This window comes from Candidatus Neomarinimicrobiota bacterium, assembly GCA_012964825.1.
Classification (GTDB): Bacteria; Fidelibacterota; Marinisomatia; order Marinisomatales; family S15-B10; genus UBA2125.
In genome coordinates this window covers 138,104-160,540 of the sequence record DTTI01000084.1, presented here as the reverse complement: position 1 = coordinate 160,540, position 22,437 = coordinate 138,104, and the positions used below count along the sequence as shown (strand labels likewise).

At 45.9% G+C, this 22,437-nt stretch carries 21 protein-coding genes and 1 pseudogene; 17 read left to right on the top strand and 5 right to left on the bottom strand.

The features are described 5' to 3' along the window. Positions 1-14: 14 nt before the first annotated feature. A complete protein-coding gene (locus EYO21_09785) occupies positions 15-338 on the bottom strand; it encodes a hypothetical protein (protein HIB04096.1) in 324 nt (107 codons plus the stop codon). A gap of 42 nt (positions 339-380) precedes the next feature. Between EYO21_09785 and EYO21_09780 the strand changes: the two genes are divergently transcribed. From EYO21_09780 to EYO21_09770, 3 genes are all read left to right on the top strand, one after another. Next, positions 381-1,292 carry a DMT family transporter gene (locus tag EYO21_09780; GenBank protein HIB04095.1) on the top strand — a complete coding sequence of 304 codons (912 nt, stop codon included), beginning with the start codon at positions 381-383 and terminating at the stop codon, positions 1,290-1,292. Then, positions 1,289-2,566 carry an MFS transporter gene (locus EYO21_09775; protein HIB04094.1) on the top strand — a complete coding sequence of 426 codons (1,278 nt, stop codon included), beginning with the start codon at positions 1,289-1,291 and terminating at the stop codon, positions 2,564-2,566. The genes EYO21_09780 and EYO21_09775 overlap by 4 nt, the downstream gene beginning before the upstream one ends. 66 nt (positions 2,567-2,632) lie before the next feature. After that, positions 2,633-3,016 (top strand): tetratricopeptide repeat protein, encoded by a 384-nt coding sequence (locus tag EYO21_09770; protein HIB04093.1) that lies wholly within the window; start codon positions 2,633-2,635, stop codon positions 3,014-3,016. Here EYO21_09770 and EYO21_09765 read toward each other — a convergent pair. From EYO21_09765 to EYO21_09750, 4 genes are read right to left on the bottom strand one after another with little or no spacing between them, the layout of a single operon-like run. After that, positions 3,013-3,867, bottom strand: coding sequence for a phosphatase PAP2 family protein (locus EYO21_09765; protein HIB04092.1), 855 nt, complete (start codon positions 3,865-3,867; stop codon positions 3,013-3,015). The two genes, EYO21_09770 and EYO21_09765, sit on opposite strands and share 4 nt — an antisense overlap. A gap of 2 nt (positions 3,868-3,869) precedes the next feature. Then, positions 3,870-4,187 (bottom strand): hypothetical protein, encoded by a 318-nt coding sequence (locus EYO21_09760; protein HIB04091.1) that lies wholly within the window; start codon positions 4,185-4,187, stop codon positions 3,870-3,872. A gap of 27 nt (positions 4,188-4,214) precedes the next feature. Beyond that, positions 4,215-4,457: a hypothetical protein gene (locus EYO21_09755; GenBank protein ID HIB04090.1), complete on the bottom strand. Its 243-nt coding sequence runs from the start codon at positions 4,455-4,457 to the stop codon at positions 4,215-4,217. Further along, complete coding sequence (locus EYO21_09750) at positions 4,450-5,235, bottom strand: SDR family oxidoreductase (protein ID HIB04089.1); 786 nt, start codon at positions 5,233-5,235, stop codon at positions 4,450-4,452. Before EYO21_09750 ends, EYO21_09755 begins: the two co-directional genes overlap by 8 nt. Before the next feature lie 132 nt (positions 5,236-5,367). Here EYO21_09750 and fabA point away from each other — a divergent pair, with 132 nt between their 5' ends. From fabA to EYO21_09680, 14 genes and pseudogenes are all read left to right on the top strand, one after another. Further along, on the top strand, positions 5,368-5,907 hold the full coding sequence (fabA, locus tag EYO21_09745) for a bifunctional 3-hydroxydecanoyl-ACP dehydratase/trans-2-decenoyl-ACP isomerase (GenBank protein HIB04088.1): 540 nt from the start codon (positions 5,368-5,370) through the stop codon (positions 5,905-5,907). Between the two features lie 3 nt (positions 5,908-5,910). Then, a complete protein-coding gene (locus EYO21_09740; protein ID HIB04087.1) occupies positions 5,911-7,128 on the top strand; it encodes a beta-ketoacyl-ACP synthase I in 1,218 nt (405 codons plus the stop codon). Continuing rightward, the gene (gene ychF / locus EYO21_09735) at positions 7,129-8,229 is read left to right on the top strand and encodes a redox-regulated ATPase YchF (GenBank protein HIB04086.1); all 1,101 of its coding nucleotides are present in this window, start codon (positions 7,129-7,131) and stop codon (positions 8,227-8,229) included. A gap of 60 nt (positions 8,230-8,289) precedes the next feature. After that, positions 8,290-8,748, top strand: a complete 459-nt coding sequence (locus tag EYO21_09730; GenBank protein ID HIB04085.1) for a hypothetical protein — start codon at positions 8,290-8,292, stop codon at positions 8,746-8,748. 311 nt (positions 8,749-9,059) lie between these two features. Next, positions 9,060-10,967, top strand: a complete 1,908-nt coding sequence (locus tag EYO21_09725; GenBank protein HIB04084.1) for a S9 family peptidase — start codon at positions 9,060-9,062, stop codon at positions 10,965-10,967. A 207-nt stretch (positions 10,968-11,174) separates the two neighbouring features. Beyond that, positions 11,175-12,368, top strand: coding sequence for a M20/M25/M40 family metallo-hydrolase (locus tag EYO21_09720; protein ID HIB04083.1), 1,194 nt, complete (start codon positions 11,175-11,177; stop codon positions 12,366-12,368). A gap of 9 nt (positions 12,369-12,377) precedes the next feature. Further along, a complete protein-coding gene (locus EYO21_09715; GenBank protein ID HIB04082.1) occupies positions 12,378-13,925 on the top strand; it encodes a M20/M25/M40 family metallo-hydrolase in 1,548 nt (515 codons plus the stop codon). Between the two features lie 62 nt (positions 13,926-13,987). Beyond that, positions 13,988-15,385, top strand: coding sequence for a hypothetical protein (locus EYO21_09710; GenBank protein ID HIB04081.1), 1,398 nt, complete (start codon positions 13,988-13,990; stop codon positions 15,383-15,385). 64 nt (positions 15,386-15,449) lie between these two features. Next, on the top strand, positions 15,450-16,895 hold the full coding sequence (locus EYO21_09705) for a DASS family sodium-coupled anion symporter (GenBank protein HIB04080.1): 1,446 nt from the start codon (positions 15,450-15,452) through the stop codon (positions 16,893-16,895). 78 nt (positions 16,896-16,973) lie between these two features. Further along, positions 16,974-17,921, top strand: a pseudogene (locus EYO21_09700) (class C beta-lactamase-related serine hydrolase). Between the two features lie 13 nt (positions 17,922-17,934). Beyond that, positions 17,935-19,143 carry a DASS family sodium-coupled anion symporter gene (locus EYO21_09695; protein ID HIB04079.1) on the top strand — a complete coding sequence of 403 codons (1,209 nt, stop codon included), beginning with the start codon at positions 17,935-17,937 and terminating at the stop codon, positions 19,141-19,143. A 78-nt stretch (positions 19,144-19,221) separates the two neighbouring features. After that, complete coding sequence (locus EYO21_09690) at positions 19,222-20,361, top strand: class C beta-lactamase-related serine hydrolase (GenBank protein HIB04078.1); 1,140 nt, start codon at positions 19,222-19,224, stop codon at positions 20,359-20,361. A gap of 30 nt (positions 20,362-20,391) precedes the next feature. Continuing rightward, positions 20,392-21,822 carry an amidohydrolase gene (locus tag EYO21_09685; protein ID HIB04077.1) on the top strand — a complete coding sequence of 477 codons (1,431 nt, stop codon included), beginning with the start codon at positions 20,392-20,394 and terminating at the stop codon, positions 21,820-21,822. Between the two features lie 3 nt (positions 21,823-21,825). Further along, positions 21,826-22,437, top strand: coding sequence for a hypothetical protein (locus EYO21_09680; protein ID HIB04076.1), 612 nt, complete (start codon positions 21,826-21,828; stop codon positions 22,435-22,437).

Below are 22,437 nucleotides of genomic sequence, written 5' to 3'. Positions count from 1 at the left end.
TTTTGCGGGGTCTTTTAGTAAGTGGAAAGAGTTGGATCTACCTGGAGGGCCCACGCGTGAATTCCGCCTACCATACTTTTTACATCCAAGAATCCTTGGTTGAGTAAATAGGCAGCAACAGCAGCCGAACGCACTCCCGTATGGCAGTAGATAACCATGGGTTTGTCCTGCTCAAACTCTGAAAGTTTAGAAGGTACTTCCTCCATTGTTACAAATTGTGATCCTTCAATGGTAACCAAATCATTTTCCCATTTCTCACGAATGTCCAACAAAGTAAACGGATCTCCCTTTTTCTGCATAGTATGAACTTCTGTTACTGTGATTTCAGGAACATTCAAGGTACTGAGTCTCCGTAACAAAAATATGGTAAATTGACCTCAATGGGAAACATAAAATATCTTGGTCCAGCAGCCATTGTGGTCGCGGCGGTTCTGTGGAGTTTTGATGGTCTTTTACGTCAGAATCTATCGGAGGTCCCATCACTTCTGGTGGTCCTGCTTGAACATTTTTTCGGCGCTTTGTTACTTACTCCCCTTCTTCTTAAAGGCTGGAAAGAGGTAAAAATACTCTCCAATCGTGGTTGGATTTCGGTGATATGGGTTTCACTTTTTGGAGGCGTTCTTGGCACTTTTTTCTATACCAAAGCCCTGAGTTATTTGAATTACATCGATCTTTCTGTGGTTGTGCTACTGCAAAAATTCCAGCCCTTCTTTGCTATTGGCCTCGCTGCTGTTGTTCTGCGTGAGCCTCTGACAAAAAACTATCTTTTGTGTGCTGTGGCTGCTATAGCAGGAGGGTACTTTGTAACATTTGATAACGGCCTATCCATACTGGCATTGGATAATGAGACACTCATCGCCAGTCTTATGGCACTCTGTGCCGCTTTTGCCTGGGGAAGTTCCACAGTGCTGGGAAAGCACGCTTTGCAACATCTCTCCTTTTTTGTACTGACCGGACTCAGGCTTTGGATAACCACTTTCATAGTGGTTGTAGTTATACTCTTTATGGGCAACCCACTTATCAGCATAAGTTTGAGCCAAACCGAATGGCTCATCATTTTGACCATCGTTCTATCCACAGGAACAGTTGCCCTGTTTATTTATTATTACGGATTAAAGCACGTTCTCGCAACACATGCCACCATCTATGAACTGTTCTGGCCACTGTCAGCAATGCTAATTGATCTGTTCATCCGGGAAAGAACACTCATGCCGGAACAGTTTATGGGAGCACTGTTGCTTGTAGGAGCTTCAGTCGTTCTCTCCAGGCAACAGAAAAACAGTACTTCATGACCGACCAGGGGTTCAGTCTCCGAGATCATAAGCATAACCTCATTTTAAACGCTATACATGAAGGGTTCTGGGGATTCGGGATTGCTTTTCATTCTACTTATGCCGTGGTTCCACTTTTTCTCAAACTGCTAGACGCACCTCCAATTGTAATAGGCTCAGCTGCTGGTGTATTTACCGCCTGCGCTGCAATACCTCAGATTACCATGGCCTTCATCGGTCAACGGATTCAAAATGTAAAAAAAGGGATAATTTTGGCACACTCCGTCATGATCCCACCTATAATGTTGGCAGGTTTTATTTTTGGTTTTCTAGCCCCTACTGGCCCTAACGCCTGGGCTATTTACTTTGGATGTTTCGTCTTATTCTCACTTGGGGTTGGAGTAGTGTTCCCCATTTGGGTAGATTTCCTTGAACTTGTTCATCTGTCGGAACGGAGAGGTGAATTCTTTGGTATTTCCTTTGCTATAACTAACGGTGCAGGATTTTTAGGCGGGTTTGCTGTAAAGAAACTGTTAGAATCGGTACCCTTCCCCTCCAATTTTGGATACGGTTTCCTTATATATTCTGCCTGTATCATGGCGGCAGTGGTGCTATTTGTCGGCTACCGGCTAAAACCAAAAAAGAGCAAGAAACCCAACAGGAATTTCAGGTTGTTTCGCAATCAGTTGAAACATGTACTCAAAACAGACGGCAACTACAGACGCTATCTGTTCAGCCGCATCTTGCTGGCAGCAAACTATCCGGCTATATCCCTCTATGTTGTGTATGCCCATGAGAAACTCCAATTCAATGTGAGTGAAGCTGGAATTTTTATAGCCATCACTGTTTTGCTTTCAGGATTTTCCAGCTTCACCATGGGAAAAATCGGAGATAAAGCGGGGCACAAACATGCTTTGGTGCTTGTATTCATCAGTTACCTTGCCGCAATGGTTACAGCACTGAATGCGAACACCATGATGCAGACCTATTTCATATTCGTCTTCCTTGGTATAGGGCAAGGCGGTTTTCTCACAACAGCCATGAGTCTCATTTACGAATTCGCCGGCGATGAAGGCGATAAGAAAATCTATTTTGCACTGACGGACAGCCTCACAGCGCCATTCGTCGTCACATTTATCATTCTGTCCGGGATTTTCATCCCCAGTCACGGAATCGCATCAGTCCTTGTGGGTCTTGGCTTCTTCATTTTTCTAGGCACTCTATCACTAGCCTTTTTTACCAAAGAACCAAAAACCGTAAGAACTAAATTTGCTCCGCTAGAGACGATCATATAGCATTCATATTTTTGGTTGTTCTTAGTCTTCGTCATCTTCTAAATTACCGTAAGCTCAAGTCTGAATATGTTAAAACGCTCCAGAAGTATTTTCTTTATAGTTCTTTGTCTACTTGCATTGGGATGCAAAGATGAGCCCCAGCGTCATTTCAATTTGGGCAATTGGTATTACCAGAAAGGGTTGGTAGATGACGCTATCCTGGAATACCGTGAAGCAATCCGCCTCTACCCTATTGAGGTACGCATAATGAACCGAGAAGAGTTGGATATGGCTGCCAAAGCCCACTACAATCTCGCCATAGCTTATTCCAAAAAAGGGTGGTACGACTACGCTCTGAAGGAAGCTGAAACCACATTTGATATGTGGCCTACAAATGAAAACTATGAAATGGTGGAACTTCTCAAAAAGCGTCGGGGCTTGGAAAGACTCAACATAGAAACGGACACTTAATCCGTTTCTTCTCCAGCAACTTCCAACCCAATAATCTCAACAACCTTTCCAGAAAGCCACGGTGCGCCGAGGCTGATCCAGAATCCGATAACCGCTAAAACGGTGAATAGAGCTCCCTCTCCACCATCCCTCAGAGATGATACAACACGGTAGATCCCGTAGAGCCCGGCGGCACCGATTGTCACCACCATTGCCCCGGCAATCGTGGAGCGAGAAAAAGATGGAATGTTCACATAATTCGCAGCGGTAGCCCCAGCTATCAACCCGAGCAAAGCTCCCATGACAATACCTGAATAAGTGACAGAAGAGAAAAGACCAAGCCAGAGAGTCACTACCAGCAGAATTCCCGCGACAGGCGGCGCTGACAAAGAATACCGGCTTCGGTCTATTTTCCCACTTAATAATATGAACAACACGAGTAAAGTCGCACCGATTACCCAACCGCCTACAACGTCACCGGGCCAGTGTACACCGAGATAAAGGCGAGAAAGGCCAATGAAAAAAGACGTAAAACTGGCAAATGCAAAGTGCTTTCTCACAGTCCATGCCAAGTATCCCCACAGCACCACAGCATGCTGGGCATGCCCACTGGGGAAAGAGAACCCGTCAGCCTCAATAAACCCAACATTCTCCGGACGAGGAAGCTGAAATGCCTCCTTCAAAACAAAGTTGATATATATGCTGGTACAAAGAAGAACCGTGAGCCTGACTGCCTTGGATCGTTTCCAGAACCAAAAAATGGTGGGAAACAGCACAACATAGAAAATATCGTCACCCAGCAAAGAGACAAACCGCATAAGGTAAAAGATAGCCGGATGGTCCAGATCTTGGAGGAGATCAATAACTTGCAAGATTATTGGTCTCTCGCGCCTAACAATAAATTCTTGATGGCGCGGTAATTCTCACCGTCATTCTGGGACGGATCAGGATTGAATGATGTAAGATTCACCACTTCCACAACATGTCCGTCTCTGTCCAGAACAAATAAATCACGTATAAACACCTTCCACGATTCCCAAACGCGTTGATCTGCATTGTCCTGTGCCCAAGGCAAAATCCTTCCGTTAATCATGCCCGCAAGCGATTTGTCTTCATAATCGATGCCGTTGATACCCAATATATAAACATCGTTTATCCCTTCGGACCGGAGCTCTAATAAAAGGTCATTCAAGACACCGAACCGGTGTCGACAGGTGCCTCACCCCTGGTCCCCAAAATAGTAGCCTGAGACACTCCCCTCATAAGTGGAAGGACCTATTATCTGTCGGTAGGTTGAGGAATTGGGGTTTAGATCCTCCAGGGAAAAATCTGTAACTGAGGGGTTATTTCCTGTTGGATCTTTACCACCGCATGAACTCAGGAAAAGCTGCGCCGCTACAGTCCAAAGTATCACGGTGTTTCTGTAATGAGGATTCGTTAAATCCACGGTGGTATCAGACAAATATGCCCGACCGGTGCTCCCCTCCATCTGTGTAAACGATGGAACAGTTGATGAAATCAGCACCCGGCTGGAGCATGAGGTGAACAACATTGGCAACATCCTCAGGCTCTGTGGTTCTGCCCATGGGATTACGCTTTTTCGTTTTCTCTATCCACTCTTCCCAGTTCTCACTGATCTTTGTGAGTGCTCGCGTTGGCGTAACGCCCGCTTGGATACAGTTGGCGGTAATGCCGTGCTGGCCCAATTCCCACCCTATCTGTCGAGTAATACTCTCCAACGCAACCTTGGCTACACTAACGGGGCCATATCCATCCATGCAAAGATAATTACCTTCAGAGGTGAGGCCCAGTATTCTGGAACCATTACCCAAGAGGTCGGCATCAAACAATTTCTGGACCCAGTACAGCAGTGAAGTCCCCATGACATGTACCGTCATATCCATCTGTTTTTGGGTTACTGGACGCTCACCGAAAAAATTGGTGGTTGTGCCGAAAGCAATGGAATGAAGCAACAGTTTCAGCGGTTGGCCACTGGTAATACCTTTAATCTGAGGAATAAATTCATCCATCACTTTGCTATCGGCTGCATTTTTATTAAAAAAGTGGGTGCGGCCGTCGTTAAGTCCTTTCAAGTCTTCGCAAAACGATTTGGCTTCTTTTTTGATATCCCCCCGATCAAAGTGAAAGCCGATAATACCGTAACCGTCTTCCGCTAGTTTCCGGGTGGTGGCTCCGCCATGACCTGTGGAACACCCCAAGATTAATACCCACTGTTTCATTGCTTAACTCCTTTACTGACCGAGGCAATTTATTCCAAAACAACCCCCGCTCAAAAGGGTAAGCCACCATAGGTAAAAAATCAAAATGAACGTAAACTTGCAACTCGTATAGATTCGAGATATAAAAAGTTTATGGAGAAGAAAGAAAGTTACAACAAAACAGAATTGATGGATTTTGCGGGCGGTCTGCTCGGTTCTGAAAGAGGGAAGCTTCCTCTCCCTCCCATGCTCATGGTGGACCGCATCATGAAAATCACTGAGAAGGGCGGAAAATTCAATAAGGGGTTGGTCCTTGCGGAGATGGATATCCATCCTAATAAATGGTTTTTTGAATGTCATTTCAAAGACGACCCCGTCATGCCCGGTTGTCTTGGACTGGATGCCCTTTGGCAACTCACTGGTTTTTTCATATCGTGGATCGGTGGAACTGGCAAGGGCCGTGCTTTGGGTTGTGGTGAAGTGAAATTCAAAGGCCAGATTCGTCCTCACCATAAGAAAGTTATTTACCAATTAGACATCAAGAAAATCATCTCAAAACCGATCTGGATGGTCCTGGCTGATGCAACAGTAGAAGTAGCCAACAAGACAATCTATTTTGCAAAGAATATTAAAGTGGGGTTTTTCGAAAATCTCGTTTATCCTTCTCCCAAAGGAGAGACTGAACCCTTCTAAATAATGAGAAGAATCGTTGTGACAGGGCTCGGGATTGTCTCAAGCATAGGTAACAATCGCCATGAGGTGTTGCAATCCCTTCAAAATCAAAAAAGCGGCATCGAATTTCATCAGGAATACGCTGATTTGGGATTCCGTTCTCACGTCTGCGGTACAGTTACGGCAGTTATCAAGGAACTGGTGCCACGCAAGCACCTCAGGTTCATGGGAGATGGTTCAGCCTACAGCTATATCTCTATGGCAGAATCCATAGAAGATGCGGGTCTCACTGAGGATGATTTGACCAGCGAAAAAACAGGGCTCATCATCGGATCAGGCGTTGCTAGCGGTCTGCCTATTGTGGAAATGGCTGACACTTTGCGTAACAAAGGCGCCAAGAAGGTGGCCCCCTTCTACGTCCCAAAAATTATGTCCAGCTGCAACGCTGCCAATCTCGCCACCGCTTTCAAGGTGAGAGGCTACAGTTATACCCTCAGCTCAGCATGCGCCACCAGCGGCCACTGTCTCGGCAACGCCTACCAGTTGATACAGTCCGATGAACAGGATCTTATGTTTATCGGTGGTGGTGATGAGGTGAGCTGGATAGTCTCTATCGCCTTCGATTCAATGGGGGCCCTGAGTTCTAACTTCAATGATAAGCCTCAGTCAGCCAGCCGCGCCTATGACCGCGACAGAGACGGATTTGTGGTCTCTGGAGGTGGTGGGACCATAGTCCTTGAGGAGTATGAACGGGCGAAAGCGAGAGGTGCTAAGATCTACTGTGAAGTGACCGGTTACGGCATCAGCTCTGATGGGAATGATATGGTTCGGCCATCCGGCGAAGGGGCGGAACGTTGCATGAAAATGGCTTTAGAAACCGTAGATGGCCCCATCGATTATTTGAACGCACACGGCACATCAACCCCTGCCGGTGATATCACGGAGCTTGTGGCCATTAAAAATGTTTTCAATGGCAACGGTCAACTGCCACACATTAGTTCCACCAAGTCACTTACGGGCCATTCTCTCGGCGCTGCCAGTGTTCATGAATCGATCTACTGTATTCTCATGATGGACAACGATTTTATCTGCCCTTCCGAAAATATTGAAAACCTCGACCCTGAAGCAGAGAGTTATCCGATCGTACTTGAGCCTATGAACAATCACAATCTAAATCATGTAATGTCTAACAGTTTCGGTTTCGGTGGCACCAACTGCTCTCTGGTATTCAGTAAAGTCTAAGTGCCACTCCAGTGCGGCATAATAGGCCTTCCCAATGTGGGGAAGTCTACTATCTTCAATGCGTTGACAGCTTCGACTGTGCCAGCTGAGAATTACCCTTTTTGTACTGTGGATCCGAATGTTGGAGTGGTGCCTCTCCCTGATTCCCGCCTAGAAAAAATCACCGCCTTTTTCCACCCGGAGAAAATCACACCTGCAACAGTTGAGTTTGTGGATATCGCTGGCTTGGTGCGAGGAGCAAGTGAGGGTGAAGGGCTTGGCAACCACTTTCTGGGGCAGATCCGGCAGGTTGAGGCTATCATTCACGTGGTGAGATGTTTCAATGATCAAAACATCACCCACGTGGAAGGAAGTCTCGATCTGGTGAGAGATGCTGAACTGATAGAAACAGAGCTTCTCATGAGAGATTTGGAAACCATTGAACGTAGGATCGAGAAAGCCGCTAAGGAAGCTAAGTCTGGTGACAAACAACATAAGATAGAGCTGGATCTCCTGACCCGACTATCGGAACATTGTAACGCCGGGAAGATGGCGCGAATATTAGATTGTACGCCTGAAGAAGTGTTAATCATACAACAGCTTCATCTTCTGACACAAAAGCGCACCCTATATGTGGTCAACGTGGATGAAAATGAAATCGCATCTACTCAGCGGAGTGAACAGACACAAGCCCTGTTCAACTTTGCTGAAAGAGATAACAATATTGCCATCCGCCTCTGCGGAATACTGGAACAGGAATTGGCGTTCCTCGAGCCCACTGAACAGGCGGAATACCTCAGAGAGTACAATTTATTTGAGATTGGTCTCCACAAACTTATCCATGCCGCCTACAGCCTGCTGGATCTGGAAACATTTTTCACCGGCAGTCCAAAGGAAGTTCGGGCCTGGACAATCAGAAAAGGGACCACAGCTCCAAAAGCGGCGGGAGAAATTCACACCGATTTTGAGAAAGGATTCATCAAAACGGAGGTGTATCACTACAAAGACATGCTCCAGTACTCTTCAGAAACCGCTCTCCGGGATGCAGGAAAAATCCGTCTGGAAGGACGAAATTATGTTGTTCAGGATGGTGATATCATTTTCTTCAAATTCAATATATGATTGAATGAACCCATGTATTTTTTTATGATCTTAATATATTTCCTGTCATTGTTCAGCTTTGTGGCGCTGGCACTCGCTGGTCTACAAGGTTTGCTCGAGTTTTCGATATTTGGTGTTAATCACGCTTCATTTGGTTTTGTTGCTGCCATACTCTACCTCTTCACAGAAGTTCTTGTTATGTTTTTCTTTGTCGGGACAGGTGTCAGCATTAAAGAGTACGTTCAAGAAAACAGTGTTGATATTCAGTTCCATCAACGTTCCATCCAAATCAAACGGAAACTCTACCCCCCCACTCTTCTCAATGTACTCTTTGTAATGACCGTATTCATTATTGGTGGTGGAGTTGACACAGGTGTTATCCCAGGGTGGATTCATGGCGTACTTTTTTATATTGCTTTTTTTCATTTTTTCAAAATGATCAAAGTTCAGCATAATTGTTTTAGAGAAAATACCAATGTAGTGCTTGAAATGACGGCATCAGCTGAGCCATTAAAAAACAATGAAGCAGAAAAACCTTAGCTAAAATTCCTTCTGTTGAAGCTTTCTTAAACATTAATATTTTTCTCTGGTCTTAAAATCTATGAATAATTTTTTCATTTGGTGTTTATCTTCGAGTAGCTTTGACGTCTTTCCTATTGATACCTATCTACTTATTTTGCGTATTCAAAAGGGAGACCGCTAAAATAAATGACCTTATCGCAAAAAACTTTGTCGTGGTATATTGAGGTTTGTCTCTTAGTCATGATTTAGCACTTCAATGTTTTTTATTAGGTTTTTGGAAGGGTACAATTAAGACTAACAAAATAATTAACTCTTTGATGGGGATGAAAATGAAATATCAAAAAACGATTCTTATCCTGCAAGTAGCTGTGTTAGGTCTAACTGGATGCCAAAATATTCCTCACAAAGAATACACCATCAATCAATTCATGGAAACCACTTCAATTCGTGGGAGTAGTTTTTCACCTGATGAATCGGAAATACTCTTTTCAAGTAATGAAACAGGTGTCTTTAACGCCTATTCCATTCCGGTAAATGGAGGCGAAGCCACTGCAATTACACGTTCCACAGAGAATTCAATTTTTACCATCTCATTTTTTCCTCAAGATAAGCGAATCCTTTATCGTAGCGATCAAGGCGGTAATGAGATTTGGCATATCTATGTCAGAAATGAGAATGGGACGATAATAGACCTGACTCCTGGAGAAGACGAACGAGCCTTGTTCGCAGGCTGGTCAGATGATGAGCAAAGTTTTTTCTATACTTCGAATAAGCGTAATCCTAAATATATGGATGTTTACGAGATGAATATTGAAACTTTCAAGTCACAACTTGTTTTCAAAAATGACAAAGCCCTCAATTTTGGTGGGATGTCCAATGATAAACGGTATTTGGTGTTTGGCAAAACAGACACGCGGGATAATTCAAATATTTACATATATGATCTAAATAATAATAATCTAACACTCATTAGTGAACACGAAGGTGATATAAATCACCGCCCGACTGAGTTTTCAACCGACTCCAAACGACTTTATTATCTTACCGACAAAGACAGTGAATTTAATTATCTCGTTGAATATGATATTCGAACAGGTAGAAAAAGTTCTTTTCAAAAAGAATCCTGGGATATTTCTTACATGTATTTTTCTAAATCAGGAAAATATAGAGTCACAGGCATTAATCAAGATGCTCAAACCGTAATACAAGTTTTTGATACAGAAACAATGAAGTTAGTATCATTACCTGAGCTCCCTGCTGGTAATGTCACATCGGTAAGTATCTCAAAAAGTGAAAAACTGATGAGTTTTTATCATGGAGGAGCTAAGTCACCTTCAGATTTATTTGTCCATTCAATTGGAACCAAGAACTACAAAAGACTCTCAAATTCAATGAATCCTGAAATCAATCCATCCCATCTTGCTGAAGCGGAGGTGATAAGATATAAATCCTTTGATGGAAGAGAAATTCCTGCTATTTACTACAAACCCCCTCATGCAAAACGAAGTGAAAAAACACCCGGCTTGATATGGGTCCACGGTGGCCCTGGCGGTCAATCACGGTTAGGTTATCGGGCCCTCATTCAATACCTGGCTAATCACGGTTATGCCGTTCTTGCAGTAAATAATCGAGGCAGTAGTGGATACGGCAAAACTTTTCAGACGCTGGACGATCAGGCTCACGGCGAAGGAGATCTTGACGACTGTGTGGCTGCAAAAGAATATCTTGTTTCCACTGGTTACGTTGATAAAAATAAAATTGGCATTATAGGTGGCAGTTATGGCGGTTATATGGTAATGGCTGCGCTGGCTTTTAGACCTCAAGCTTTTGAGGTGGGCGTAAATATATTTGGCGTAACAAATTGGGTTCGCACCCTAAAAAGTATTCCCCCCTGGTGGGAAGCCTCAAGGCTATCCTTATATAAAGAACTGGGGAATCCAGAAACGCAGGAAGATTATCTTCGAAGTATTTCCCCACTTTTCCATGCAAAAAACATTGAAAAACCTGTCATAGTTCTACAAGGCGCTAATGACCCAAGAGTTCTGCAGATAGAATCAGATGAAATGGTGGAAGCTGTCAGGGCAAATGGAGTAAAAGCTGAATATATCGTCTTTGAAGATGAAGGACATGGTTTTGTTAAAAAGGAAAACCAAATCGCAGGTTATGAGGCAATATTGACATTTTTGGACAATATTCTCAATCCTGTAGAGCTTTCCTGGCCGGACAAAAACAATTAATTGTTATTGAATAAAGGATAATAACGGTTTAGCAAATACTAGAAGCTAAAACATCACATGCCGGATTCTTCAGTAATCTGATTTGACAATTAAGGATTTAAGGCTGCTAAAATAAAAAGTGGGGTTCATATAACAACTACATATAAAGAAGCAATTCAGCTTCTCAAAAAATATATTTCCATTAATACAGTCAATCCTCCGGGAGATGTGACACCTACGGCTGATTTTCTGAAGACTATATTAGAAAAAGAAAATATTCCTGTAAAGCTTTACTGGCCCGACAAATCGACAGGACGGGTAAATCTTCTTGCTCGCCTAGAGAGTACGGGTACTAAAAGACCTCTTCTTTTACTTCACCATATGGATGTTGTACCCGTGGATGAGCGAGGTTGGACCGTGGATCCTTTCGGTGAAGTTGAAAAAGACGGCTTTATTTATGGCAGGGGTGCTCTTGACATGAAGAACTACGGCATTGTACAGCTTATGTCAATGCTTCAACTAGCACGTCAGGGCATAGAATTAGAGCGAGACTTGTTGCTTTTGGCTGTCTGTGATGAAGAAATTGGTGGTGATTTGGGTGCAAAATGGATTGTGGAAAATCATTGGGATGATATGGCACCTGAATTCGTTTTGGACGAAGGAGGGTTTGGGACCGAAGGTTTTTTCACCGAAGACAATCGACTTATCTTTTCTGTGGGTGTTGCCGAAAAGCAAATGTACGCACTCAACTTATCCATTAAGCGACCGCCGGGACACGCATCTATGCCACCAATGGAAAATGCAAACTTCATTCTGTCTGAAGCGTTAGGTCGTGTCGCTACTTATGCCACACCAGAAAACCTCACTCCGGTAGCAAAAGAAATGGAGCATCGATTGGGCGGACTTGAGCATACAGTATACAACAATGCCGTCAGGAGAAACACTATATCACTCACCGTCTTGAAAGGATTTGTAGGTGATCCTCCGAAAACTAACGTGATCCCTGAAAAGTCAGAGGCAGTCCTAGACTGCCGCCTTCTCCCCGAACAGGACAAAGATGAGTTTATGAAAGAACTAAAAGAGGTCATTGATGATGATAGAATTATAATAACTCCAATTCTGGAACCAAAATCGGAATCCGTGGTTTCGCCTTATGATAGTGATCTTTTCCGGATAATTGAAGAAGAGACAGCTAAAATTTATCCTGAGTCTATTACAATCCCTCACCTAGTTATTTACGGAACTGACTCGAGATTCTTCCGTGAAAAAGGTGCAATTTGTTACGGCTTTTTCCCGGGACCAGTTAGCATGGAAGAGTACTCTCGAATCCATGGCAACGACGAGCGGATCAGAATAGAAAGTCTGAGCAAAGCGACGGATATCTACTGTAGTGTGGTAAAACGATTCTGCGAAAAACAGTAAAGAAAAATAATGCGATATAACAGGATGATTTTGACTTCCCTCATTGCAATGGTACCCGGGTTGGTTATTTCTCAACAACCCTCTAAAAAAGAATTGCGAAAACAGGTACGTGAATACCGTATTGCTCACGAACAGGAACTGTTCGATGAACTGGTGGAATGGCTCTCTATCCCCAATGTGGCAGACGATCTACCCAACATCAGAAAGTGCGCGGCGTGGCTGAAGTCTGCTATGGAACGGCGGGGAATCACGGCGAGAATTCTCGAAACGGGCGGAAGTCCTGTGGTCTATGGCGAGTTGAATGTACCGGGAGCTAATCGAACCATCATGTTCTATTCCCACTACGATGGCCAGCCTGTTGACCCGACGAAATGGATCGATATGGAACCGTTCACACCGACCATGCGCCCCGGCAAAATGGAAGCCGGATTCACAGAACCCAAACCCATCCCGTTGCCAAAAAAAGGCGAAAAGATTGATGAAGAGTGGCGCCTATACGCCCGTTCCGCCAGCGATGACAAATCTCCTATTACAGCACTGCTGGCTGCCATGGACGCTTTAAAATCGGCGGGCTTGAACTTTGGTGCCAATCTCAGGTTCATTTATGATGGTGAAGAGGAGGTCGGCTCACCGTTTTTACAATCTTTCGCTGAAAAAAATAGAGATCTTTTCGACACAGAAGTACTCTATGTCTGTGACGGCCCAATGTATTTCAGCAATCAGCCTACACTAAAGTTCGGTGCCCGGGGCATCACCACCATCGATATCACTGTTTACGGCCCCAACGTAAATGTTCACAGCGGCCACTACGGAAACTGGGCTCCCAACCCCGGCATCAAGCTGGCCCGTTTGCTCACCAGCATGAAACATGAAAACGGCAACGTCAAGATCAGAGGATTCTATGATACAGTAACGCCACTAAATCGGCGCGAGAAAGAAGCTCTAAAAACTATTCCCTCTTATGACGAAGAGATCAAACGGCTTTACGGTTTCGCACAGCCGGAAGGCCGTGGGGAGTCTCTTATGGAGAGGATTAATCTCCCTTCATTGAACATCCGTGGTTTGGAGAGTGCCTGGGTTGGTCCTCAAGCAAGAACGGTGATCCCCGCTGAAGCAACGGCCGCCATTGACATCAGAATGGTTAAAGGAAATGATCCAGATGATATGGTTTACAAAGTGATTGAACATGTAAAGCGGAAAGGCTTTCATGTGGTTTCTGAAGATCCCGGTCAGGACACACGAATGAAATACGCTGACATAGCAAAGATCGTTAAGCGGGGTGGTTACCCCGCGTCTCGTACATCCATGGATCTGGAAATCTCGCGACTCACCATTGAGGCTCTTTCAGATTACCACGATAAACCGGTGGTGCTTATCCCCACAAGCGGTGGTTCCGTCCCCCTCTATATCTTCACTCAAATGCTGGATGTCCCCACTATCAGCGTCCCCATCGTCAATCACGACAACAACCAGCATCAGCCCAATGAGAACATTCGCATGGGCCACTACTGGCAAGGAATTGAAACTCTGGCTGCACTGCTGGTTTATGTGAAATGAAACGGAGAAGATTTCCCCTCTACTTTCTTCCATAGCAAACCAACTTCAATGAGAATAATCCCATGAGATTTCTTGAAGTCACGGTCATATTGCTCTCCGCTACTCTTGTGATGAACATCGCCATAGCGAAATCCCGGCGAAAAGGGACAAGCCCTCTACTTCTGATCACGATTCTTACTACTTTTCTCCACTTTTTCATTGAAGGTTACCGGTGGCAGATGGTACCGTTATATTTACTTCTTGGGCTTATCACCTTGGTCAGAAACAAGGAGTCTGAAAAAATTGTTACAGCGGTAGTATCCATCATCTGGGTTTTCTCTGTTTTACTCCCGGCAGCAGTTCCCGTTGTTAAATTGCCAAAACCCACAGGGCCCTTTAAGATCGGAACAACCATATTCCATTGGACCGACACCACCCGCACCGAATGGTTCACAGAGGAACCTGACGATCTTAGAAAGATGATGATACAATTGTGGTATCCGGCTGAGAATAGCTCCAGCAACAAAGTGTCACCCTACATTGATCATATTGATCTTCGTGCTCAGGCTATTGCTGATCGAGTGGGCCTACCATCTTTCATGCTAGACCATCTCCACCTTGTGAAAACACATTCACTCATAGAGGCTCGCCCCATTGAGAGCAAGGAGCTATTTCCCCTCATCATCTTTTCCCACGGGCTGGGGGGTATGCGTACCCAGAACACTGTCCTTATGGAGGAACTTGCCAGTAACGGCTATGCGGTGGTGGCTATGGATCATCCTTACGATGCAAACATGACTGTTTTTCCCCTGAATAGTGAGGCATCTGTCGAAAGAATTGCCGATTATCGATCGGCCATACCTGAAGGTACGGCCGATTCGGTCTGGCTGGAGATCCGTAACCGCCAGCTGAACACTCGCATTGCGGATGTACTTTTTATCCTTCAACAACTGGAGGCTGTCAACACACCTCTCCTTTCCCGCATCAACTTTCAAAAGATCGGAATTGCTGGCCACTCATTTGGCGGAGCCACGGCTGTCCTTTCCGCTATGCAGGACAACAGGTTCAAAGCTGCTGTAGCTCTTGATGGATGGTTTGTCCCCTTCGCCATTCCGGACGCTGAAGCCAAGATGGACGTCCCATTTCTTTATGTCGGCCAGATGTCATGGAAAAGCTGGAACGAACAACGTCACAGACATTACCTTGATCTTATCATGTCCCAGAGCGGAGAAAACGCGTATCACCTCTCCATAATAGGATCCAAACACTACGATTATGCTGACATGCCCTTATTTTCCCCAATTATGCAAATCTTGGGTCTTGTCGGTTTTCCAGATGGTCGAAAAATGGTAAAAATTGTGAATCGAAGTACTCTGCAATTCTTCAATCAATTCGTCCGGGGCAACACTACAATTGATTTCTCAAATTTGCGATTTTCTTCCTCCATCCTAATACGGAGGGGACTGGCAACTTCTTCTTGATGACTCAGATGCTCAGTCCTATCCTCTCCGCTTCTTCTACTGAGAAGGAGAAGATAGCAGACCGATGAAAACCGGATACCAGAAAGTTGGGATTTGGCTGGGCCCCTTGGTCGGCATTGTGCTGATATTACTGCCACATCCGGAGGCCATGTCGCTTCCTGCGTGGCGGACAGTAGCTGCAGGGGGCTGGATGGCCATCTGGTGGTGTACGGAAGCAGTGCCTGTTGCAGTGACGGCTATTCTGCCTCTTGCTCTCTTTCCTCTTCTTGGAATCGGTGACATTAAAATGGTTGCTACGCCTTATGCCAATCCTATAATCTATCTCTTTATGGGTGGTTTTGTCATTGCTCTAGCTATCGAACGGTGGAACCTTCACAAACGCATGGCTCTTACTATCCTCACTTCCGTGGGAAACAGCGGTCGGTCACTTATCGCCGGTTTTATGCTTGCAAGTGCCTCAATCAGTATGTGGGTAATGAATACGTCTACCACATTAATGCTACTACCCATTGGCGTCTCTATCGTCAAGATCGTTTCCGAGACAGCTGATGAAGTGAGCAAAGAGGAAAAACACAACTTCCAGCTAGCCTTGTTATTGGGTATCGCCTACAGCGCCACCATTGGCGGAATGTCGACACTAGTGGGAACAGCTCCAAACGCACTCCTGGCCGGTTTCATGAAAGAGAACGGTTTCGGCGAGATTGGATTTGGACAGTTTATGCTTGTGGGCTTCCCGCTAACGATCTGTATGCTGCCTCTCTCATGGTTTGCACTTACACGAATCGTATTTCCCGTGAACTTCGTCACTTCCCCCGAAACTCGCCGTGTGTTAAGAGAGATGCGAGCTGACCTCGGTCCTATGAGTATCTCTGAAAAACGGGTAGCAGTTGTTTTTGCTATAGCTGCATTTACATGGATGACCCGACCCTTGCTAAACACTTTGCCCGGATTATCCGGACTGTCCGATGCAGGTATTGCGATGATCGCTGCCATTGTCCTCTTTCTCATACCAAGCGGCCAATCGGATGATCCATATCTCATGAAATGGGAGATCATGCCAAACCTGCCGTGGGGTCTTTTACTCCTATTCGGGGGGGGGCTGAGTCTCGCTTCTTCAGTAACCCGAACCGGTCTTGCCGATTGGATTGGAAATAGTCTCATTGTTCTGGGGGAGGCTGGAACTATAGTACTCGTAGTGGTTATTACAACACTCATCGCGTTCTTGACAGAACTCACGAGTAACACTGCTACAACAGGAACCTTTCTTCCTGTTGTAGCCGCGTTGGCCATCGGCATCAATGTGAACCCATTGATCTTTACCCTCCCAGCTGCCCTAGCCGCCAGCTGTGCTTTCATGCTGCCCGTAGCCACGCCACCGAACGCAATCGTTTATGGATCGGGATACATCCGAATTCCGGAAATGGCGAAAGCGGGGTTATTACTGAACATTATAGGAATCGTTGTACTATCCATCATTGCCCTCGTCATCGCCCCGGTGGCGTTTAGTTAATTAGAAAGTCAAGTGACCCAAAACATCTATCTGAGAAAACAGTTATTCAGAAGAACTCTAAAGAATCTACCCTACCTCATTTGGGCAATTGGTGGCGTGTGGGGACAGACCTATTTCCCACCCTACGGCCAATGGGAAAGACAACAGCCAAAGGACGTGGGAGTGAATTCCCGGCTTCTGGAGCGTGCTGTGAAGTTTGCCATTGAACATGAAAACCAAGCGCCAAGAAAACTGGAAGATTTTATTAAGTCCACACTCACTCAGGAACCTCACGGTGATATCATCGGCCCCACAAAAGAGCGGGGAGATATGACAGGACTTATTGTCAAGGATGGCTATATCATCACCGAATGGGGAGATATTGATCGTGTCGATATGACATTTAGTGTCACCAAAACATATTTATCCACTACTGTGGGACTTGCCTATGACCGGGGGATGATACGGGATGTTAAAGATCGTGCTCAAGAATATTTACCTACTAATCATTTCACTGGGGAACACAATAGTAAGATCACCTGGGATCACCTGCTCCGGCAAACAAGTGACTGGCGCGGAACCCTATGGGACAAGCCGGACTGGGCCGACAGACCTCCATGGGACGCTTCATGGGATGAGATGCAAAATCAGCCTCTTAACGAACCGGGTAGCCATTATAAGTACAATGATGTCCGGGTTAATCTCTTGGCTCTGGCTGCATTGCATGTTTGGCGGAGGCCCCTTCCGCAGATACTCCGAGAATATGTGATGGATCCCATTGGCGCCTCCAACACGTGGCGGTGGCACGGATATGAGAATTCCTGGGTGCTCATGGATGGCCAGATGATGCAATCTGTCAGCGGCGGTGGTCACTGGGGAGGTGGCATGTGGATCAATGCTCTGGATCATGCCCGCTTTGGATATCTTTTCTTACGGGAAGGAGAATGGAATGGCCGGCGTATTATATCAGACAAATGGGTGAAGATGGCAAGAACACCCGGGCCCGCTAATCCTCGCTATGGTTATATGAACTGGTTTTTAAATACCCCGGTTGAAAGGGATGGCAAAACCACCTTGGCTATCCCAGCAGCACCGAAGTCAACTGTCACTAGCTATCGAACGGTGGAACCTTCACAAACGCATGGCTCTTACTATCCTCACTTCCGTGGGAAACAGCGGTCGGTCACTTATCGCCGGTTTTATGCTTGCAAGTGCCTCAATCAGTATGTGGGTAATGAATACGTCTACCACATTAATGCTACTACCCATTGGCGTCTCTATCGTCAAGATCGTTTCCGAGACAGCTGATGAAGTGAGCAAAGAGGAAAAACACAACTTCCAGCTAGCCTTGTTATTGGGTATCGCCTACAGCGCCACCATTGGCGGAATGTCGACACTAGTGGGAACAGCTCCAAACGCACTCCTGGCCGGTTTCATGAAAGAGAACGGTTTCGGCGAGATTGGATTTGGACAGTTTATGCTTGTGGGCTTCCCGCTAACGATCTGTATGCTGCCTCTCTCATGGTTTGCACTTACACGAATCGTATTTCCCGTGAACTTCGTCACTTCCCCCGAAACTCGCCGTGTGTTAAGAGAGATGCGAGCTGACCTCGGTCCTATGAGTATCTCTGAAAAACGGGTAGCAGTTGTTTTTGCTATAGCTGCATTTACATGGATGACCCGACCCTTGCTAAACACTTTGCCCGGATTATCCGGACTGTCCGATGCAGGTATTGCGATGATCGCTGCCATTGTCCTCTTTCTCATACCAAGCGGCCAATCGGATGATCCATATCTCATGAAATGGGAGATCATGCCAAACCTGCCGTGGGGTCTTTTACTCCTATTCGGGGGGGGGCTGAGTCTCGCTTCTTCAGTAACCCGAACCGGTCTTGCCGATTGGATTGGAAATAGTCTCATTGTTCTGGGGGAGGCTGGAACTATAGTACTCGTAGTGGTTATTACAACACTCATCGCGTTCTTGACAGAACTCACGAGTAACACTGCTACAACAGGAACCTTTCTTCCTGTTGTAGCCGCGTTGGCCATCGGCATCAATGTGAACCCATTGATCTTTACCCTCCCAGCTGCCCTAGCCGCCAGCTGTGCTTTCATGCTGCCCGTAGCCACGCCACCGAACGCAATCGTTTATGGATCGGGATACATCCGAATTCCGGAAATGGCGAAAGCGGGGTTATTACTGAACATTATAGGAATCGTTGTACTATCCATCATTGCCCTCGTCATCGCCCCGGTGGCGTTTAGTTAATTAGAAAGTCAAGTGACCCAAAACATCTATCTGAGAAAACAGTTATTCAGAAGAACTCTAAAGAATCTACCCTACCTCATTTGGGCAATTGGTGGCGTGTGGGGACAGACCTATTTCCCACCCTACGGCCAATGGGAAAGACAACAGCCAAAGGACGTGGGAGTGAATTCCCGGCTTCTGGAGCGTGCTGTGAAGTTTGCCATTGAACATGAAAACCAAGCGCCAAGAAAACTGGAAGATTTTATTAAGTCCACACTCACTCAGGAACCTCACGGTGATATCATCGGCCCCACAAAAGAGCGGGGAGATATGACAGGACTTATTGTCAAGGATGGCTATATCATCACCGAATGGGGAGATATTGATCGTGTCGATATGACATTTAGTGTCACCAAAACATATTTATCCACTACTGTGGGACTTGCCTATGACCGGGGGATGATACGGGATGTTAAAGATCGTGCTCAAGAATATTTACCTACTAATCATTTCACTGGGGAACACAATAGTAAGATCACCTGGGATCACCTGCTCCGGCAAACAAGTGACTGGCGCGGAACCCTATGGGACAAGCCGGACTGGGCCGACAGACCTCCATGGGACGCTTCATGGGATGAGATGCAAAATCAGCCTCTTAACGAACCGGGTAGCCATTATAAGTACAATGATGTCCGGGTTAATCTCTTGGCTCTGGCTGCATTGCATGTTTGGCGGAGGCCCCTTCCGCAGATACTCCGAGAATATGTGATGGATCCCATTGGCGCCTCCAACACGTGGCGGTGGCACGGATATGAGAATTCCTGGGTGCTCATGGATGGCCAGATGATGCAATCTGTCAGCGGCGGTGGTCACTGGGGAGGTGGCATGTGGATCAATGCTCTGGATCATGCCCGCTTTGGATATCTTTTCTTACGGGAAGGAGAATGGAATGGCCGGCGTATTATATCAGACAAATGGGTGAAGATGGCAAGAACACCCGGGCCCGCTAATCCTCGCTATGGTTATATGAACTGGTTTTTAAATACCCCGGTTGAAAGGGATGGCAAAACCACCTTGGCTATCCCAGCAGCACCGAAATCAACTGTCACTTTTCGAGGAGCGGGATCCAACATAATTTATATAGATTGGGACAATGATCTTTTGGTGGTTGTACGGTGGATCGATCGCAGACACTTCAATGAGTTCATTGAAAAAGTACTCGCATCCATCAAAGATTAAATTTTAATTCATACTCTAGGAGGATTGGACATGAAGAACTATACAATTATTTCATTGGTGGCATTATCGCTTCTCACTGCACAGACAACAACGGTTGAACGCCAGGCCGCCAGTGATATTATCAAAAAAATCGACCAATTGCAGTCAAAGATTCAGCCTACACAAACGGCAAAAGAGATGGCGGCAAAAAAAGATCGAAATAGAGACAAACTTCTGAAAAGAGTAGAAACACTTTGGGACAGTCAGTTCCGTGATCTGTCTGACCATATAGGGCAGAACCCTGAAATCGGTTTCCAGGAATATGAGTCCGTAGACACTCTGACCAAAGTTCTTCAAAACTTCGGTTTTTCAGTAACAACAGGCCAGGCAGGTTTGGAAACAGCATTTGTTAGTGAGTGGAAATCTCCGGCTAAGGGAAAGGGGCCTACCGTTGGCCTTTTCGCCGAGTATGACGCCCTCCGCGGTACTAAAGAACCGTTTCACGGTTGTCAGCACAACGGTCAGAGTCCGGCAGCTTTTGCCAGCGCCGTAGCCCTCGCCGAGTTCATGGAAAAACAAAAGCTCCCCGGAACAATAAAGATTTTCGGAACACCCGCTGAAGAAATGGGACCACCGGCCAAAGTGACAATGTTTGAGGCAGGTGTTTTTGACGGTACTGATCTCATCGTTCGCAGTCACGGTACGAGTGAGACTACACGGAATAAACCGGGCTTTGGCGTTTGTTGTCTTAACATCAATCAAGTAAAATATATTTTTGAAGGACGCCCGGCCCATCAGCGCAGTTCCTGGAACGGTCGTAATGCCCTTACAGCTGCTGTACAGTTTTACACCACTGTGGATCATCTGCGTCCCACATTCCGGCCAGAGGCGGTCATCCAAGGGGTTATCCCCGAAGGCGGCGTGGCACCTAATGTTGTCCCCGACCGAGCTGTCGTGGATTACTACATTCGCTACCCCGATGAAATTTACCTCGCTCATATAGATGCCATGATTGCCAATGCCGCCCGTGCCGCCGCTCTGGCTACAGGCACAAAAGTGACTATCGACCGATATGGTGAATACAGAGACGGAATTACGGTTGGTTCTCTGGAAGAGCTGGCTTTTGCCTATGCAGAAAAACTTAATGCTCCTGAGATTAATCCCGAACCACAGCGGCCAGCCGGTTACGAAGAGACCGGTTTCGTCACAAGAAAAATCCCCGGCGTTAGCGTCAGTGTTTACAGTTCGTCAGCGCCAGGGCACTCCTATGAGCGTTGGCTCGATTCCATGAAAGAGGTGGGTCACACTGGTTTCCTGCTGGACGCAAAAGTAATGGCGGCTATCCTTTATCACTATTTGACGGATGATGGATTCAAAAAATCCGTTCACATGGAGCACGAAACCATGGCCGGGCTGTTCAACGACTATCTTGATGCACTGAAAGAAGCATACAAAGATGAATTGGGAGATACGTCGAAGTAGCGGATGAAAAAAGTTGATTATAAGAAAGAATTAAAGCACCTCTACGGTTCGTCTTCAAAAAAAGTCGTCATAGTCGAGGTTCCTTCCATGAATTACTTCATGGTGGATGGGGAGGGTGGACCCGCCGCAGAAAGCTACCAGCAGGCCATTGAAGCACTGTACGGTCTCTCATTCACGGTAAAGCTTGATGTAAAAAAAGGCGTCGGCCCGGATTATACGGTCATGCCACTGGAAGGGCTTTGGTGGGCAAAAGATATAACAGCGTTTTCCGCGGATAGAAAAGACGAATGGCAATGGAAAATGATGATCATGCAACCAGATCATGTCACCGCCAAACATGTGAATGCGGCCACAAAACAACTCAGGGAAAAGAAAAATCCGTTGGCACTAGACAAGATACGATTTGAGTCCTACCATGAAGGTCCCTCAGTTCAAATCTTGCACATCGGGCCTTATGATGACGAAGGCCCCACAATTGCACAAATGCACAAGTTCATTGATGAGAATGGCTATCAGCTCCACATGAAGCACCACGAAATCTATCTTAGTGATCCACGAAGATCGAAACCGGAAAAATTGAAAACTGTCTTACGTCAACCAATAACGAAGACTTGA

Bases quoted from the DNA above. Each gene is read 5' to 3' on its own strand.
- EYO21_09685 (HIB04077.1), top strand. From the start codon at position 20,392: ATGAAGAACTATACAATTATTTCATTGGTGGCATTATCGCTTCTCACT.
- EYO21_09705 (HIB04080.1), top strand. From the start codon at position 15,450: ATGAAAACCGGATACCAGAAAGTTGGGATTTGGCTGGGCCCCTTGGTC.
- fabA (HIB04088.1), top strand. From the start codon at position 5,368: ATGGAGAAGAAAGAAAGTTACAACAAAACAGAATTGATGGATTTTGCG.
- EYO21_09715 (HIB04082.1), top strand. From the start codon at position 12,378: ATGCGATATAACAGGATGATTTTGACTTCCCTCATTGCAATGGTACCC.
- EYO21_09695 (HIB04079.1), top strand. From the start codon at position 17,935: ATGGCAAAACCACCTTGGCTATCCCAGCAGCACCGAAGTCAACTGTCA.
- EYO21_09725 (HIB04084.1), top strand. From the start codon at position 9,060: ATGAAATATCAAAAAACGATTCTTATCCTGCAAGTAGCTGTGTTAGGT.
- EYO21_09770 (HIB04093.1), top strand. From the start codon at position 2,633: ATGTTAAAACGCTCCAGAAGTATTTTCTTTATAGTTCTTTGTCTACTT.
- EYO21_09750 (HIB04089.1), bottom strand. From the start codon at position 5,235: ATGAAACAGTGGGTATTAATCTTGGGGTGTTCCACAGGTCATGGCGGA.
- EYO21_09740 (HIB04087.1), top strand. From the start codon at position 5,911: ATGAGAAGAATCGTTGTGACAGGGCTCGGGATTGTCTCAAGCATAGGT.
- EYO21_09775 (HIB04094.1), top strand. From the start codon at position 1,289: ATGACCGACCAGGGGTTCAGTCTCCGAGATCATAAGCATAACCTCATT.
- EYO21_09710 (HIB04081.1), top strand. From the start codon at position 13,988: ATGAGATTTCTTGAAGTCACGGTCATATTGCTCTCCGCTACTCTTGTG.
- EYO21_09780 (HIB04095.1), top strand. From the start codon at position 381: ATGGGAAACATAAAATATCTTGGTCCAGCAGCCATTGTGGTCGCGGCG.
- EYO21_09680 (HIB04076.1), top strand. From the start codon at position 21,826: ATGAAAAAAGTTGATTATAAGAAAGAATTAAAGCACCTCTACGGTTCG.